Genomic DNA, 13839 nt, shown 5'->3' on the forward strand with positions numbered 1-13839 from the left:
ATCAGCTTCTAATCATAAAGTGGGAGAATAGTTCCCGTTTGGCGGAAATCACTATTTCCAGGCGCGTGTTCGGGCAACCGCATCATGAAAACGCTGGCTCCAGGCCTGTCGTGGCACGTCGCGGGGATGATAGGTCTTGGCTGCCGTGCCGGGCGGGATCGACAGGGTCTTGCCTGCACCGACCGCGGCGAGTTGGGCGGCGCCGAAGGCGGTGATCTCATCCATCTCGGAAACTGCGATCGTCCGGCCGGATGCATCGGCCAAGAACTGGCAGAAATAGGCATTGCGAGACACGCCACCGTCGATGGAAATTGTCTCGCCGATTGCGACCTCACTGCCCATTGCAGCAATCACATCACAGGTCAGTAGCGCAATACCTTCCAGCATCGCCTGCCTGATATCGGAAATGTCGCTGGCATGCGAAAGGCCGATCAGCACTGGTGCGGCCGACCGATCCCAATAGGGGCAGGCAAGGCCGGAAAAGGCCGGCACGAAGACGAGGTCGCGCGAGACTGCCGGTGGCCGGTCGAATGTCTGGAAATCGGTGAGATCCTTGGCGAGGCCTGATTTCTGTGCCCATTCGATGGCCGAGCCGACATCATAGACACCGCCATCGAGCGCATAGGTCTTCTTGCCGCCGATCTCCCAGGCGATGGTCGGCAGCAAGCCGTCGGGCAGCGCCGAGGGATCGGGCGTGCCATTGGCGATGGCCAGGCAGAAGGCGCCGGTGCCGAAGGTGATCTTGAGATCGCCCGGTTCGCGGCAGCCATGACCATAGAGCGCCGCCTGCTGGTCGACCATGGCAGCCGCAATTGGTCCAGTCTTCCAGCTGCCGAAATCGGCTACCGTCGGCAGGATCTCTGCCAGGCACTGAATCGGCACGCCGAAAAGCGCGCAGAGATCGGCATCCCATTGGCCGGTACGAAGGTTCATCAATGAAGTGCGCGAGGCCGTCGTCACATCGGTGGCGAAATGCCCGGCCAGGCGCTGCAGGAAGAAACTGTCTGTCGTTCCCAGCCGCAAGCGGCCTTCAGCCAGCGCTTTTGCCGCTTCGTCGATATTGTCGATGATCCAGCGAAATTTAGCCGCCGAGAAATAGGGGTCGAGCGGCAGGCCGGCGCGGGCCAGCACGTCAGGCGCCTTGCCGTCGGCACGTAGCTTCTCGATGGCGTCAGAAGTCCGGTCGTCCTGCCAGACGATGACGGGCGATAGCGGTTTGCCGGTTTGCGCATCCCAGGCGAGGCAGCTTTCGCCCTGATTGGAAAGGCCGATGGCGGCGGCGGGGCCGGCGGCTTCGAGGCAGGCAACGACATTGGCGAGCAGCTCTTCGGCATCGTGCTCGACCCAGCCGGGATTGGGATAGTGCTGGGCATGGGGCAGCGACTTGGCGATGGTGATCGAGCCGTCATCCTCGACCACGAGCGAGCGCGTCGATGTCGTGCCTTGATCGATCGAAACAAATCTTGCCATTTATTTCTCTACTGAAATCGTGAGTTCGGATGCCGCGGCGGGAAGCTCGATCTCGGCGATCGGAATGAGGATCCGCCGCTCGGGCGCGCTCACCAGCCGCCGCGACCAGACGATAGTGTTGCCACTATAGAGCGCCAACCGCCCCCGAACCCGATCAGTCACATGCACCTGAAGAGCGTCCAGGGCCCGTGAGTAGTCATAGCGGCCGAATACCTGCGGCATCACATACTTGATGCCCTGTCCGGCGCGGATGCGCACCATTTCAGTCGGCGCAGGCCCGCCAACCTGCATGTCGGAGAACACGGCGGATGCGACCCGCCTGCCCTCCTCCCAGCACCAGCCGGCGGTCTCGACCGGGCGCAACAGGTTACCGGTTGCGAAGACGTGTGGATCGGATGTGCGTCCATAGGCATCGACAACAGGCCCGCCGCTGGCCGGATCAATGGTGAGCCCCGACATGCGCGCAAGCGCCGATTCCGGCGTGAAATCGCCGGTGAACAGCACGCCATCGCAAGCAATCGAACGCTTCTCGCCGCCCACGGAGATCTCGATTTCCTCGACGCGGCCCCGGCCATGAATGCCGAGGATTTCTGTCGAGTAATGGACGGGAATGCCGAGCACCTTCGGCAGCAAATGAAACGGGAAGCGCACGGTTGGACGATCGTTCTTCTCGATCACCGCAACGGGCGCAATGCCCGCCGAGCGGCACGTGAGGATTGCCGACATCGCCACGAGTTCGGTGCCGACGATCACCGGCCTTTTGAAGGGCGCGAGCTTTTCGAGATAGACATAGGCCTGCAGGGCGCCGGTGTTGATGATGCCGAGCGGCCGCTCGCCGCTCACCAGTCGTTGCGAGCGTGGTTTCTCGCGATTGCCGGTGGCCAACATAATGCGCCTCGCCTGAAATTCGACAAGCCCGTCGGGCGTGGCAGCGCGGACCCTGCTATTGTTGATATCGAGTACCGAGGTGCTGATGCGTATGTCGACGCCGGCCGCCAGCGCGTCCTTCTCCAGCCGTCTGACGTAGCGTTTGCCGTTAAGGACACGGTGGAACTCGCGCATGCCGAAGGGCGAGTGGCCGCAATGGCGTGGGATGCCGCCCACGACCGTATCGCGCTCCAGCAGGATTACCTTGCCGACCCCGAGACGTGCCAGATGCGTCGCGGCGGACAGTCCTGCCGGACCGCCGCCGACAACCACGACATCGGCTTCGATCGCATCCGTCACGTCGCGTCCCCTGCATCGAGCGGCACGCCGAAACGACCCTTGGTGATGGCGGCCAGCCGGGCGGAACAATTGAAACCCTGGCAGCGGCCCATGGCGCAGCGCGTACGGCGCTTGAGGCCACTGAAATCACCGGCCGGCAGCAGCCGTGTCAGCGCCACATCGATCTCGCGGCGCGTCACCATTTCGCAATGACAGATGATCTCGCCATATCCCGGCGTCGCATAATCGCGCGGCAGGTGCTCGGCCAGAACGGGGACGTGCGGAACATGCGGGGATGCAACGGGCTCAGGCTTCTCGCCTATGCCTTCGTAGAGACCGAAAACATGACGGGCGATACCCAGGGCAGCCGACAGGCCCGTCGAGCGGATGCCGCCGACGCTGATCCAGTGCCGCTCCGCCTTGGTCGAGATGCGGTAGTCCTTCTTCTCGGTGGCGGGTCGCAAACCGGCATAGGTTGCGGTGATCGGCATGCCGGCGAGTGCCGGGACAATCTCGACGCCTTTCTTCACCAGCGCTTCGAGTTGGGCGTGGTCGACCTCGGCGTGGTCACGGTCGTCCTGCTCCTCGGCCGTCGGGCCAACCAGCAGGTTGCCGAACACGGTCCGGGTGACGACGACACCCTTGGTTCGTTCATTGGGCACGGGCAGGATGATGGCGTTGATCAGGCTGGCGGCAGCCTTGTCGAAGACCACGAACTGGCCCTTGCGCGGCTTGATGTGGAAGTCGGACTGGCCGAGCAGGGCTTCCTCGATCCGGTCGCCCTGGTTGCCGGCGCAATTGATGACGTGGCGCGCAGTGACGTCACCGGCCGTCGTCTTGAGCCGCCAATGGGTGCCATCGAACTCGCCGCCGGTGACACGCGCATTGAATTTGACCGTGGCGCCGTGCACCATCGCCTGCTCGACATAGGCAAGAAATGGCGACCACGGGTCGATCAGCGCCTCATCCGGCACCCAGACAGCCGCCCGCGCTGAGGGTGCGATGTTCGGCTCCATCTGATGCAGCCTCATCTGGCCAATCAATTCGACATTGCTGACGCCGTTGTCGATGCCGATCTGGTGGATGCCGTTGAGCCCTGCCTCTTCAGTCTCGTTCCACGCGACGACCAGCGCGCCGGTGCTGAGGATCGGCAGGCCGAAGGCCTCGCGCAGTTCGAGATATTCCTGATGACCGTCGCGGATACATTGCAGTTCGAGGCTGCCGGGCGGCGCATCGAAGCCGGTATGCAGGATGGCGCTGTTGGCCTTGCTGGCACCGGACAGAATGTCGGCGCCGGCCTCGATCAGAACAACGCGCGCGCCTTCTAGCGCAAAGCGCCGGGCGATCGCACAGCCCACCACGCCCGCGCCGATGATGGCGATGTCGCTCGTCATGTCATTGTTCAATCTAAGCAATCCCGAACGGAAGACAGGCCGCCATCTCTACACGGCACAACCGTTCAGTCAATTTGGAAAGCAGGCGAAGGCAGGATGGGAGAGTTCAGAAAAACTGGCAAAAAAATAGCGCCGACAGCGAACGGCCGGCGCTAGGGGAGTTGTCGTCAGTTATCGTCAGGCTGCCGCAGAAATAGCAGTTGGGACTTCGGAGATCGTCTTCAGGACTGCGGAAGCGATCTGGTATGGGTCGCCCTGGGAGTTCGGGCGGCGATCTTCCAGATAGCCCTTGTAGTCATTCTTGACGAACGAGTGCGGGACGCGGATCGAGGCGCCACGGTCGGCAACGCCGTAGGAGAACTTGTTCCATGGAGCAGTCTCGTGCTTGCCGGTCAGGCGCTTGTCGTTGTCCGGGCCGTAGACGGCGATGTGGTCCATCAGGTTCTTGTCGAACTGGGCCATCAGCGCTTCGAAATAGGCCTTGCCGCCGACTTCGCGCATGAACTTGGTCGAGAAGTTGCAGTGCATGCCCGAACCGTTCCAGTCGGTGTCGCCGAGCGGCTTGCAATGATACTCGATATCGATGCCGTATTTTTCGGTCAGGCGCTGCAAGAGGTAGCGCGCCATCCAGATTTCGTCGGCGGCCTTCTTTGAGCCCTTGCCGAACACCTGGAATTCCCACTGACCCTTGGCCACTTCAGCATTGATGCCTTCGTGGTTGATGCCGGCTTCGAGGCAGAGGTCGAGATGCTCTTCGACGATCTTGCGGGCGACATCGCCAACGTTGGAGTAGCCGACGCCGGTGTAGTACGGGCCCTGCGGAGCCGGATAGCCATGCTCGGGGAAGCCGAGCGGACGGCCGTCCTTGTAGAAGAAATATTCCTGTTCGAAACCGAACCATGTGCCTTCGTCATCGAGGATCGTGGCGCGGGCGTTGGTCGCATGCGGAGTAACGCCATCGGGCATCATGACTTCGCACATGACCAGCACGCCGTTGGTGCGAGCCGGATCCGGATAGAGGGCGACAGGCTTCAGCACGCAATCCGAGCTGCGGCCTTCAGCCTGCATCGTCGAGGAGCCATCGAAGCCCCAGAGCGGCAACTGGTCGAGCGTCGGAAAAGCGTCGAATTCTTTGATCTGGGTTTTCCCGCGAAGATTGGGAACCGGGGTGTAACCATCGAGCCAAATGTACTCGAGCTTGTATTTAGTCATTGCGAACCTCTGATAAGTTAACAGTACGAGGCAGGAAAAAATCCCAGGAACGCCGAGGCGCCGGACACAAGCCCGACACACACGACTTGCCCATGCCATGCAGGAGGCGTGCCAGTTCTGTGCGTTGCGACATTCTGTCCACAAGAATCACATCGCACCGCAGCATCAAAAATATGCGACAATCCGCCGCATGTCTGGCGCGAATCCGCAAGTTTTCCAGCGCCTTGCGGTCACCATGCCTAAAGGGTGGGCGTACCGAAAGGTACACGCAACACTGGTCATGTATAGATGTGTTAAGTGCCTCGGATCGCTGGAATATCACGCGACCCACAGTTTCACCGCAGGGAACTTTATTGCCCTGACATCATTCCCGCTTTGATAACAGGCGGTTAAGAAACAACCTATTGCACATTATTTAGCCAGAATGAATTATTTTTAGTCAGGTCACGCATTTCTAATGTGCCTGTGTTATGATCAGAAAGTCCAAAACCGTTCCCAGAAAGAGGGAGTGAATGCAGCATGAGTGCAAGTGTAAATAGGCCATCGGCCAAGATCTATCAGTTTCCCGTCGGCGGGCGCGCATCTCTGGCGCTCGGCCGCGAGCCCAGCATGCCAACGCCTGCCACGCCGGTGATCTATGAAAGCGCCTGGTATCATGCCGAGGCGATCAAGGACACGGACAACACACGTCCGCAGTGAACGTGACGATCTGAAGCGGATATCAATCCAGCTTCCACCCCAGTGACGCAGCTTTGAACAGCTTGATTTTGCCAGTGGGTGCTTGCGTGCCATAGGCCGCACGGAAAGACGGGACCGACCTGGGCAAGTCACGCTTGCAATATCAGGCCCTTCCCGCCCTTATCATCGAGAAATAGTCATCGCCACCGACCTGGCCGCCCTTGAGGGCGATTTCCAAGCCGTCGACGCTGCCGCCATGCGCCACGCAAAGCGGCGAGCCCGGCGTCTGCGGCAGGGGCATTTTCAATGTCAGCGCCGAAATGTCCATTTCGCCCAGCGCATGGCTTGACGTATCGCCCCCGGCGACAACGGCACGGCTGAGGCCCGCCTGCTCGACCAGCTGCTTCTGGATGGCACCCAAGGCCCGGCCGATGCGATGACGTGCGCCGGTTGACGTATCGAGCTCGCCGCCGCGATCCGAGGAGGGGCCCAGCGCGGTATGCAGTACGACGCTTTTGCCGGCTTGGAGGATATTGAGCCCGACATCGACAGCGCGGGTGACTTCACCCTCCCCGCCCTCGCCCGAAAGCGCGATTGGATCGAGCACCACGCCTTCGAAGCCATTGGCCAGCGCATGCCGGATCTGGCGCTCGGTGGTCGGCGATACGCTGCCGGAGACGACCGATATGCGATCGACGGGACCAGCATCTGCGAAAACCGGCTTGGCACCGATCAGGCCTGCCTCGCGCCAGGCATGGATCAGCGCATATTCGACGCCGGACGAGCCGCAAACGAAGCCGCTTGCCATGCCGAGCAGCAGCTTGCCGGCGGCAGCCTGGGTCGCGGCATCGAGCACGTCGAGCAGCAGGATGGCAGGATTGTCCCTCAGCGCCTCGGCCAGTTGTGCCTCTGCGTCGGCGGCGACGGTCGAGACGTTGTCCAGCAGCGCCGAATTGAGCGCCGTCTGGCGCGCCAGATGCAGCAGGATATCCGCCTCGTCCATCGGCGTCACGGGGTGGCGGGCCATCACAGGGTGCCGATCGATGCGATAGTTTTTCCCCTGATAGGCGGCGAACAGCTGCCCGAAGGCGGTGTAGCGGCGGATCTGCGGCGCGCCGACGATCAGCGGGACGGTCGTTGCGCCAAATACCTTGCGGCCGAGTTCGATTGCCCGGCCGATGCTGCCGATCTGGGGCGCAGAGTCGAATGTCGAGCAGACCTTGTAATGGCAAAGGTCGGCATCGAGCGTCTTCAGCCATTCGAACGTGTCGCGCAGATGCGTGTCCATCCACTCCGGCGTTTCGCTGCGACTGGTGCCGGCAAGGCCGAAGGCACGGGCATCGGCAAAGCGCGCCAGCAGGGCGTCATCCGGTTTTTTGAGGAACAGCACGGTGTCGACGCCGTTGCCCGACAGGGCCTCCATGACGTCGGTGGAGCCGGTGAAGTCATCGCCGTAATAGCTGATGAGGGGGTGCGTCAATTTGGTCTCTCGATTAGTGTTTTGGTTTCCTGCGGGCAGCATTTTTCGGCGAATTCTATTCGGCAGCTTTCCGACACGACGGGTAGGCGTGGGCTCACCCCTCACCAACTTCGGCCATGGGCTCGCGACGCTCACCCGGCCTTCGTATCCTCTCCCACAAGGGGAGAGGTAAAGTCGCAGGGCGCTCGCGGCACACTACCTCTCCCCTTGTGGGAGAGGATAGCAAGTCCGCGAAAGGCGTAGCCGATCGCTGGACGCGCTTGGTGAGGGGTGCTGCTCCAAGCGTGGGCTTTTACGCCCCCTTTCCATCGGCAAACTTCTCAATCGACTGCGCAAGCTCGCGGTGTTCCCTGGCATAAACATCCAGCGGTATTCCGGCCACGGCCGCTTCCCACGACTGCCGAACCGCCTTGACCCCTGCCCCCGGTCCGCCAGGATGGCTGACGATGCCGCCGCCGCAGAGATAGAGCAGGTCCGTGGAGCCGCCGGAGGCCTTGAAGGTGTCAGGCGCCTGGCCGCCCCATTGGCCGGAGCCAACGACTGGCAAGGCACAGTCCTTGTCGCTGAAAAGCGGCGTCGTAACTGCCTTGTAGGATTTGACGAAACTTTCGTCGGGTTCCCAGTATTTGACGCGGATGCCGTTGATCTGGAACTGATCGACCCCGAGCAGCCGCCAGAACTGTTGCCACACCGAAAACTCGAAACCGAGGCCCGCGTGGCGGGTGAGAATATCCCAGCCGTTGCGGTGGGCATGCAGCACCAGGCCCGAGCGCTTGCGCAGGAAGGACATACCGCCGAAACCGATGGAGTTGATATTGACGACGGCGCAATTGCCACCGGCTTTGAGCACCATGTCATGATTGCGCATCATTTCATCGGGATCGGCGTGGCTGATGCCGAAAGCATACATGACTTTCTTGCCGGTCTTCTGCTCGTGGTCGAGAATGCGCGGCATGATCGCGGCGACGCGGTCCTTGAGCGGCGAATAGGCCGGGCTCATCAGCTTCTCATCGTCCTTGATGAAATCGACGCCCGCTTCGATCAGTTCACCCACCATCTCGGCCGTCTCATGCGGCCTCAGTCCGAGTGCCGGCTTGACGATCGTGCCGATGATCGGGCGGCCCTCGACGCCGGTCAGCTTGCGGCTGCCGGTCACCCCGAACTGCGGGCCGGGATGCGCGGTCGCAAATTCCCGCGGAAGCTTCATGTCAACGATACGGATGCCGGTGAGGCCCTTGATCGAAAAAACGCCGCCAATGGCGATGGTCATCAATGCGGAGAGATCGGTGCCGATCGCATCGAAGGGAAAATCAATATCGACATCGGCACGATGGAAAACCTTGGCATCGCCGCCCTCGTCGGGAAACGACGGTTTGTCGGCGGGCGGCAATGGACGGATATCGGCAACACGGGCGGCGACACGTGCCTTGAGCTCCTCGGTCTCGCCCGGCAGGTCGACGAATGTGCTCGTCGACTGGTCGCTGGCAATCTTGGTCGCCATCTTTTCCACCGAGCCGGGCGTTTCCACCCTGTAGGTCAATCGGATCAAGGACATCCTCCCGCGAGCTATCCCCTCGCCTGTCTATATCAGCAACTTGTCTATTTCGCGTAACTGGTATAATGAGTATTCATGTGAATTCAAGCGCGATTTCGCGAAGCGATTTCTAGTTTCCTGCAAATTGTGCATATTTGCATCGATTGAATACGGGGGAATCGATGGGCGTGCTTTCAGAACCAATTGTCCGGCGGAAACTTTCCGACGAGGTCTTCCTGCGGCTGAAGGCGCTGATCGAAAACGGCGAGCTGAAGGCCGGCGACGAAATGCCGTCCGAGCGCGAGCTGATGGAACGCTTCGGAGTCGGCCGCCCCGCCATCCGTGAGGCGATGCAGGCGATGGCCGGCAAGGGGCTGGTCGAGATTTCACACGGCGAACGCGCCAAGGTGCTGCAGGTCACGGCGAAATCGATCTTCCATCAGGTCGACCTGCCGGCCAAATTGATGCTGGCCGGCTCATCTGACTCGCTGGAACATCTGAAGAGTGCGCGCATCTTCTTCGAGCGCGGCATGGTGCGCGAGGCTGCGGAAAAGGCAACGCCCAAGCAGATCGCCGAATTGCGGGCCCGGCTGGGCAAGCAGTCCGAATGCCTGGGCAATTCGGAAGCCTTTATCAATGCCGACATGGAGTTTCACCAGTATCTCGCCCAGATTTCGGGCAATCCGATCTTCGCAGCGGTGAGCGAAGCCATGCTGGGCTGGCTGAAGGCCTATCATACCGAGATGCTGATCTGGACGGGCCGGGAAAACTATACCCTGGCAGAGCACGAGGAAATCATCGCCGCGATCGAAAAGCGCGATCCGAATCTCGCCGAAAGGGCGATGATCAAGCATCTGGAGCGGTCGCGCGCGCTCTACACGATGCGGCACCAGAGCGGCGCCTGAGGCGAGGCGCGCCGAACGCGCGCCCCTCCGAATTCAGGATCAGGCCTTGCCGCGCGAGGCGTCGATGCTCAGCGGACCCGGACCTGCGAAGACGAGATACAGGAACAGGAAGCAATAGAGGATCGCTGCGTCGCCGCCATTGAGGACCGGGAAGAAGCTGTTCGGTGCATGGGCGAGGAAATAGGCGAAGGCGCACATGCCGGAGGCGATGAAGGCAGCCGGACGTGTCAGCAAGCCGAGCGCGATCAACGCGCCGCCGACCAATTCGATGCAACCGGCGACCCACGGCAGGCTGCCGACGGCAGGATGCATGTCGGATGCCGGGAAACCCAGGAGCTTGGCAGTGCCATGCGCCATGAAAATCAGCCCTGCCACAATCCGGACGATGCTGAGAATGTAGGGCGAATAGGGGCTCAAGCGGTTAAATACGTTCATGATTTCTCCATGGGCTGCTTTGCAATGTGAATAAACAGCCTATGGCAGAATGACGCAGGCCTGTCAGCTAAACATTGAATCACAATGCCGTGAAAGCTGCGTGTATTGTTCAAGTTTCATGAAAGTTCGCTGGACAATGCGTGGCCTTGCGTGTGCGGCACCCCTCATCCCCGACGCAACTTGTTGCGCTGTGCTGCGCGCCACCTTCTCTTCGAGGGGAGAAGAGGGAGAATGCCGCCGCGCCTTGCCAAAGCGGGACTGCATGCGTTCGTGTCGCGGAAATTGCAGGATGGTGCAGCGAGCTACCTCTTCTCCCCTCGGGGAGAAGGTGGCCGAAGGCCGGATGAGGGGATTCCGAGCGGTTCGCTAAATTGCCGAGTGCAGCACAACGCGAGCGCAAGCATAGGGTCCAAGCTCGACCGTGCCGCCTGAAGCCACTGGCCTGAAGCCGGCATCCCCATGCGACGCCAGATCCAGCACTTCGATCGAAGCGGCCGACGAACCAAGCGCGACCGCCTGCCTTTCCGCGCTGATGTTTGCCAGCAGCAACGTCGTGCTACCATCCTCGGATCGTACACAGAGGCCGAGCACAGCAGACGGGCGTGAAGTTGTTACGGTTTCGACTTTGCTGCCCGACAAAACAGCGAGTGCCGCAATCACATGCGCAAGGGGTCGAAGCGTGCCATGCGCGGCCGGCTCGTCCGCACCCGCCACCAGCCCGAACGGGCCGACAAGCGTCGAAAGCGTCAGCACTTCCAATCCAGCCGCGGCAACCGTCGCCGCGTAAGCCAGCGTCCAGGCGGCGCCGAACTGGGCATTGTGGCGTGGATCGATATTGGCCATCGGTATGCGACCGAGGCCGGGATTGTCCTTGGTCGCCGAACCATACGGGTTCTGGCGCATGGCGATGGTCGAGGGACCGATGCGATAGGGCTTTTCGCCGTAGATGGCGCGGGTGGATTTCACCACGAAGCTGAGCGCCTCGAACGTCTGCATCACCGAGAGGTCGTCGGCTGCATGCACGATGGGGTTGGTGCAGTGGCTGATGTAATCGACGAGATGGCCGGGCACGCGCTTGCGGTTGAGTTCGGTGAAGTAGCTCAGCATACCGCCGCCGAGTCGGACATTTGGAAACGCCTTGCGCGCAGCCGCGTAGACCTGTTCTAGCGGCGGGCAATCCGGCCATTTGCTGCCGGGCGGTGTGGATTGGCGATCCACCGATGGGCTGACGAACAGGGTGTCGACCACGAGCCCCGCCTCGCGCACGAGTGCGGCAATTTCCGAAAGCTCGTCATCGAGCGGCCGAATGCAGGGAACGGCAAGCTCGAGCGTTACCTTCAACCCGGATCTTCTGGCAATCTCGGCATAACCATTTAGCGCCGCCAGCCCGTGCCCGGCGAGCGGATCGAAATGGGCGATCAGATGTCGGGCACCAAGCTGCTCAAGCGTGGAGAGTGACACCAGCTCATCCGCAAGGCATTCCGGGCGCAGGCCCACGCCAATCTCGGGCAAGACAATATCGGTTAGCGTCAGCGTGAGGCTGACGGAGCCTCCGGGTGCCGGTGCAGCAATGGCGTCGGCAGTGCTGCGGATCGTCACAGTAACACTCTGACGTTGCTTCAGGCCTTTTTCGACCATGTAGGGCCATAGCCGCGCCAGCGGGCGAACATAGGTTTTGTAGGAACCGTCGGTCCAGTTGCGCTGGTCTTCCATTTCGAAGACATCGCCCTCGAAACGCGTTTCGGCCTCGATGCCATTCGCGACGGCGTGGGTGATCGCCGTCATATCCATGAAGGGCTGCCAGGGATCGATCAACTCGGGCCAGTGTGCGTTCTCAACTGAGCCATCGCCATGCTCCACGGTGACCTTTTCGGCAGCGACACCGACAAGCGCATGCAGGATCGTAAAGCCTGCGCGCGCGGTTTCGAAATCGGCATCGGCCACGTAGTCGGCGGCAAATTCGATTTTGCCGGCTGCATCGCCCGAAATCTTCATCTCGCAATCGAGATGTGCTCCCGATGGAGCGACGTAGCGGGCGTGATAGCGAATGGCGAATTGCGTGCCGCTGGTATCGATTGTGAGATCGCTGATCTCCGCGCTGCACGTGCCCCAATCTTTGTCACGCACCAGGAACGACACGCCGCGCAGCACTTCATGGCCCATAAAGCGAATGGTGCGCAGATTGCCGTCCTGAAGCGTAATCGTCAGCGGACCGGCGGAGAGTTCGCGGCTGTCCGGCTGCCGTTCGCGCGTGCCGTAGAGGAGGAATTGAACGTCGTCAGACACGGCGCCCCCTCATCCGGCGCTGCGCGCCACCTTCTCCCCGCTGGGGAGAAGACGGAAGGCGAGGCCGCATCCTACAAGCGTGCAACCACTTCGAGGAGGCAGACGGTGTAGCACCGATCAGCAGCCTCCCTCTTCTCCCCAGCGGGGAGAAGGTGGCCCGAAGGGTCGGATGAGGGGGCGAAGAGAATGCGACCGCCGTCATCCCAGCAAATCCCTGAGCAGGACTGTCTGGCCGCGCTCGGCGCTGAGATACGCCGCGTCGACCAAGGCAAAAGTTTTGAGATTGTCGTGACCCGACGTGGCCGGTTCCGTGCCGGCAGCAAGGCTTTCGACCCAGTGCCTTTCGATGAGCGCGACACTTTCCTGCACATTGTGCCAGGGCTTTGTCGCCCAGGGCAGCAGGTTGGGTTCGACCGAAACACGTTGCGTTCCGCCCTTGCCATGGACCACCAGCTGGTAGTCCTTCAGCAGACGGATCGTGCCTTCCGAGCCATCGATCTCGACCAGCGTCTCGGGAAATTGCTCTTCCGGCAGGTAGGTGCTGTAGCTGCAATCGACGACGGAGGTGATGCCGTTTTCGTGGCCGAGCAGCATGGTCGCGACATCCTCGCCCGCAATCTCCTGCCGAACACGCGTCGTGCGCGCCGTGATGCTGGATGCATCGCCGAACAGGAAGCGGGCGATGTCGAGCGCGTGGATACCAAGATCCTCGATGATGAAGCGCTTGCCCTTGGCGAGATAGGGCTGGGCCGCGAAGACATCATAGCCGGAGCGAAAGGACACGCGTCCCCAGAACGGCGTGCCGATCGCGCCGCTGTCGAGCGCCTTTTTGACCTCAATCAGCGGCGTCTGCCAGCGGAAATTCTCATGCACCATCAGCGGAATGCCAGCATCGTCGGCGGCCTTCACCATCGCCTTGACGTCATCGAGATTGAGCGCGAACGGCTTCTGGCAGATAGTCGGCACCTTATGCCGGGCGGCCAACTCAACCAGCGGCTTATGACTCTGCACCGTAGTCGCGATATCGACGAAATCGAAGCCGCCGTCCGCAAACATCTCTTCGGCGGAGGCATAGCGCCTGGCCACACCGAACTGGTCGCCGACGATCTTCAACCGCTCGGGGTCGCGATCGCAGATCGCCACGATCTCTGTGTTGTCGAGATCCCGCCAGCCATGCATCTGGTTGACGGCGAAGAAGCCGCAGCCGATGACTGCACCTTTGAATTTTGGCATTTGAAC

General features: G+C 61.4%; 11 protein-coding genes. 2 read left to right on the plus strand and 9 right to left on the minus strand.

The features are described 5' to 3' along the window. Positions 1 to 51: 51 nt before the first annotated feature. The 4 genes from ACXHRN_RS16885 to ACXHRN_RS16900 form a co-directional block, all read right to left on the minus strand. Entirely contained in the window at positions 52 to 1470 is a 1419-nt protein-coding gene (locus ACXHRN_RS16885; RefSeq protein WP_488637469.1) for an FGGY family carbohydrate kinase, read from the minus strand. Continuing rightward, positions 1471 to 2697, minus strand: coding sequence for an NAD(P)/FAD-dependent oxidoreductase (locus ACXHRN_RS16890; RefSeq protein WP_488637470.1), 1227 nt, complete (start codon positions 2695 to 2697; stop codon positions 1471 to 1473). It abuts the gene before it with no gap. After that, the gene (locus tag ACXHRN_RS16895) at positions 2694 to 4070 is read right to left on the minus strand and encodes an NAD(P)/FAD-dependent oxidoreductase (protein ID WP_488637471.1); all 1377 of its coding nucleotides are present in this window, start codon (positions 4068 to 4070) and stop codon (positions 2694 to 2696) included. Before ACXHRN_RS16895 ends, ACXHRN_RS16890 begins: the two co-directional genes overlap by 4 nt. Before the next feature lie 177 nt (positions 4071 to 4247). Further along, on the minus strand, positions 4248 to 5282 hold the full coding sequence (locus ACXHRN_RS16900) for a glutamine synthetase beta-grasp domain-containing protein (RefSeq protein ID WP_488637472.1): 1035 nt from the start codon (positions 5280 to 5282) through the stop codon (positions 4248 to 4250). Positions 5283 to 5801: 519 nt separating this feature from the next. Here ACXHRN_RS16900 and ACXHRN_RS16905 point away from each other — a divergent pair. Further along, a complete protein-coding gene (locus ACXHRN_RS16905; RefSeq protein WP_488637473.1) occupies positions 5802 to 5981 on the plus strand; it encodes a DUF2735 domain-containing protein in 180 nt (59 codons plus the stop codon). Positions 5982 to 6123: 142 nt separating this feature from the next. Here the strand turns inward: ACXHRN_RS16905 and ACXHRN_RS16910 are convergent, their stop codons facing one another. Both ACXHRN_RS16910 and oiaX read right to left on the minus strand, forming a co-directional pair. Continuing rightward, positions 6124 to 7440: a four-carbon acid sugar kinase family protein gene (locus ACXHRN_RS16910; protein WP_488637474.1), complete on the minus strand. Its 1317-nt coding sequence runs from the start codon at positions 7438 to 7440 to the stop codon at positions 6124 to 6126. Between the two features lie 292 nt (positions 7441 to 7732). Then, complete coding sequence (oiaX, locus tag ACXHRN_RS16915) at positions 7733 to 8989, minus strand: 3-oxo-isoapionate-4-phosphate decarboxylase OiaX (protein WP_488637475.1); 1257 nt, start codon at positions 8987 to 8989, stop codon at positions 7733 to 7735. 167 nt (positions 8990 to 9156) lie between these two features. Here oiaX and ACXHRN_RS16920 point away from each other — a divergent pair, with 167 nt between their 5' ends. Beyond that, a complete protein-coding gene (locus ACXHRN_RS16920; RefSeq protein ID WP_488637476.1) occupies positions 9157 to 9879 on the plus strand; it encodes a transcriptional regulator NanR in 723 nt (240 codons plus the stop codon). A 39-nt stretch (positions 9880 to 9918) separates the two neighbouring features. Here the strand turns inward: ACXHRN_RS16920 and ACXHRN_RS16925 are convergent, their stop codons facing one another. The 3 genes from ACXHRN_RS16925 to ACXHRN_RS16935 form a co-directional block, all read right to left on the minus strand. Next, positions 9919 to 10314, minus strand: a complete 396-nt coding sequence (locus tag ACXHRN_RS16925) for a DoxX family protein (protein ID WP_488637477.1) — start codon at positions 10312 to 10314, stop codon at positions 9919 to 9921. Positions 10315 to 10680: 366 nt separating this feature from the next. Beyond that, complete coding sequence (gene apnL, locus ACXHRN_RS16930) at positions 10681 to 12600, minus strand: D-apionate lactonase (protein WP_488637478.1); 1920 nt, start codon at positions 12598 to 12600, stop codon at positions 10681 to 10683. Between the two features lie 198 nt (positions 12601 to 12798). Beyond that, on the minus strand, positions 12799 to 13833 hold the full coding sequence (locus ACXHRN_RS16935) for a Gfo/Idh/MocA family protein (protein ID WP_488637479.1): 1035 nt from the start codon (positions 13831 to 13833) through the stop codon (positions 12799 to 12801). Positions 13834 to 13839 lie beyond the last annotated feature (6 nt).

The organism is Shinella sp. OV683, assembly GCF_057787725.1.

Excerpts from the sequence above, each read along its gene's own strand:
- ACXHRN_RS16885 (WP_488637469.1), bottom strand. The coding sequence starts at position 1,470 with ATGGCAAGATTTGTTTCGATCGATCAAGGCACGACATCGACGCGCTCG.
- ACXHRN_RS16925 (WP_488637477.1), bottom strand. The coding sequence starts at position 10,314 with ATGAACGTATTTAACCGCTTGAGCCCCTATTCGCCCTACATTCTCAGC.
- ACXHRN_RS16905 (WP_488637473.1), top strand. The coding sequence starts at position 5,802 with ATGAGTGCAAGTGTAAATAGGCCATCGGCCAAGATCTATCAGTTTCCC.
- ACXHRN_RS16935 (WP_488637479.1), bottom strand. The coding sequence starts at position 13,833 with ATGCCAAAATTCAAAGGTGCAGTCATCGGCTGCGGCTTCTTCGCCGTC.
- ACXHRN_RS16900 (WP_488637472.1), bottom strand. The coding sequence starts at position 5,282 with ATGACTAAATACAAGCTCGAGTACATTTGGCTCGATGGTTACACCCCG.
- ACXHRN_RS16920 (WP_488637476.1), top strand. The coding sequence starts at position 9,157 with ATGGGCGTGCTTTCAGAACCAATTGTCCGGCGGAAACTTTCCGACGAG.
- ACXHRN_RS16895 (WP_488637471.1), bottom strand. The coding sequence starts at position 4,070 with ATGACGAGCGACATCGCCATCATCGGCGCGGGCGTGGTGGGCTGTGCG.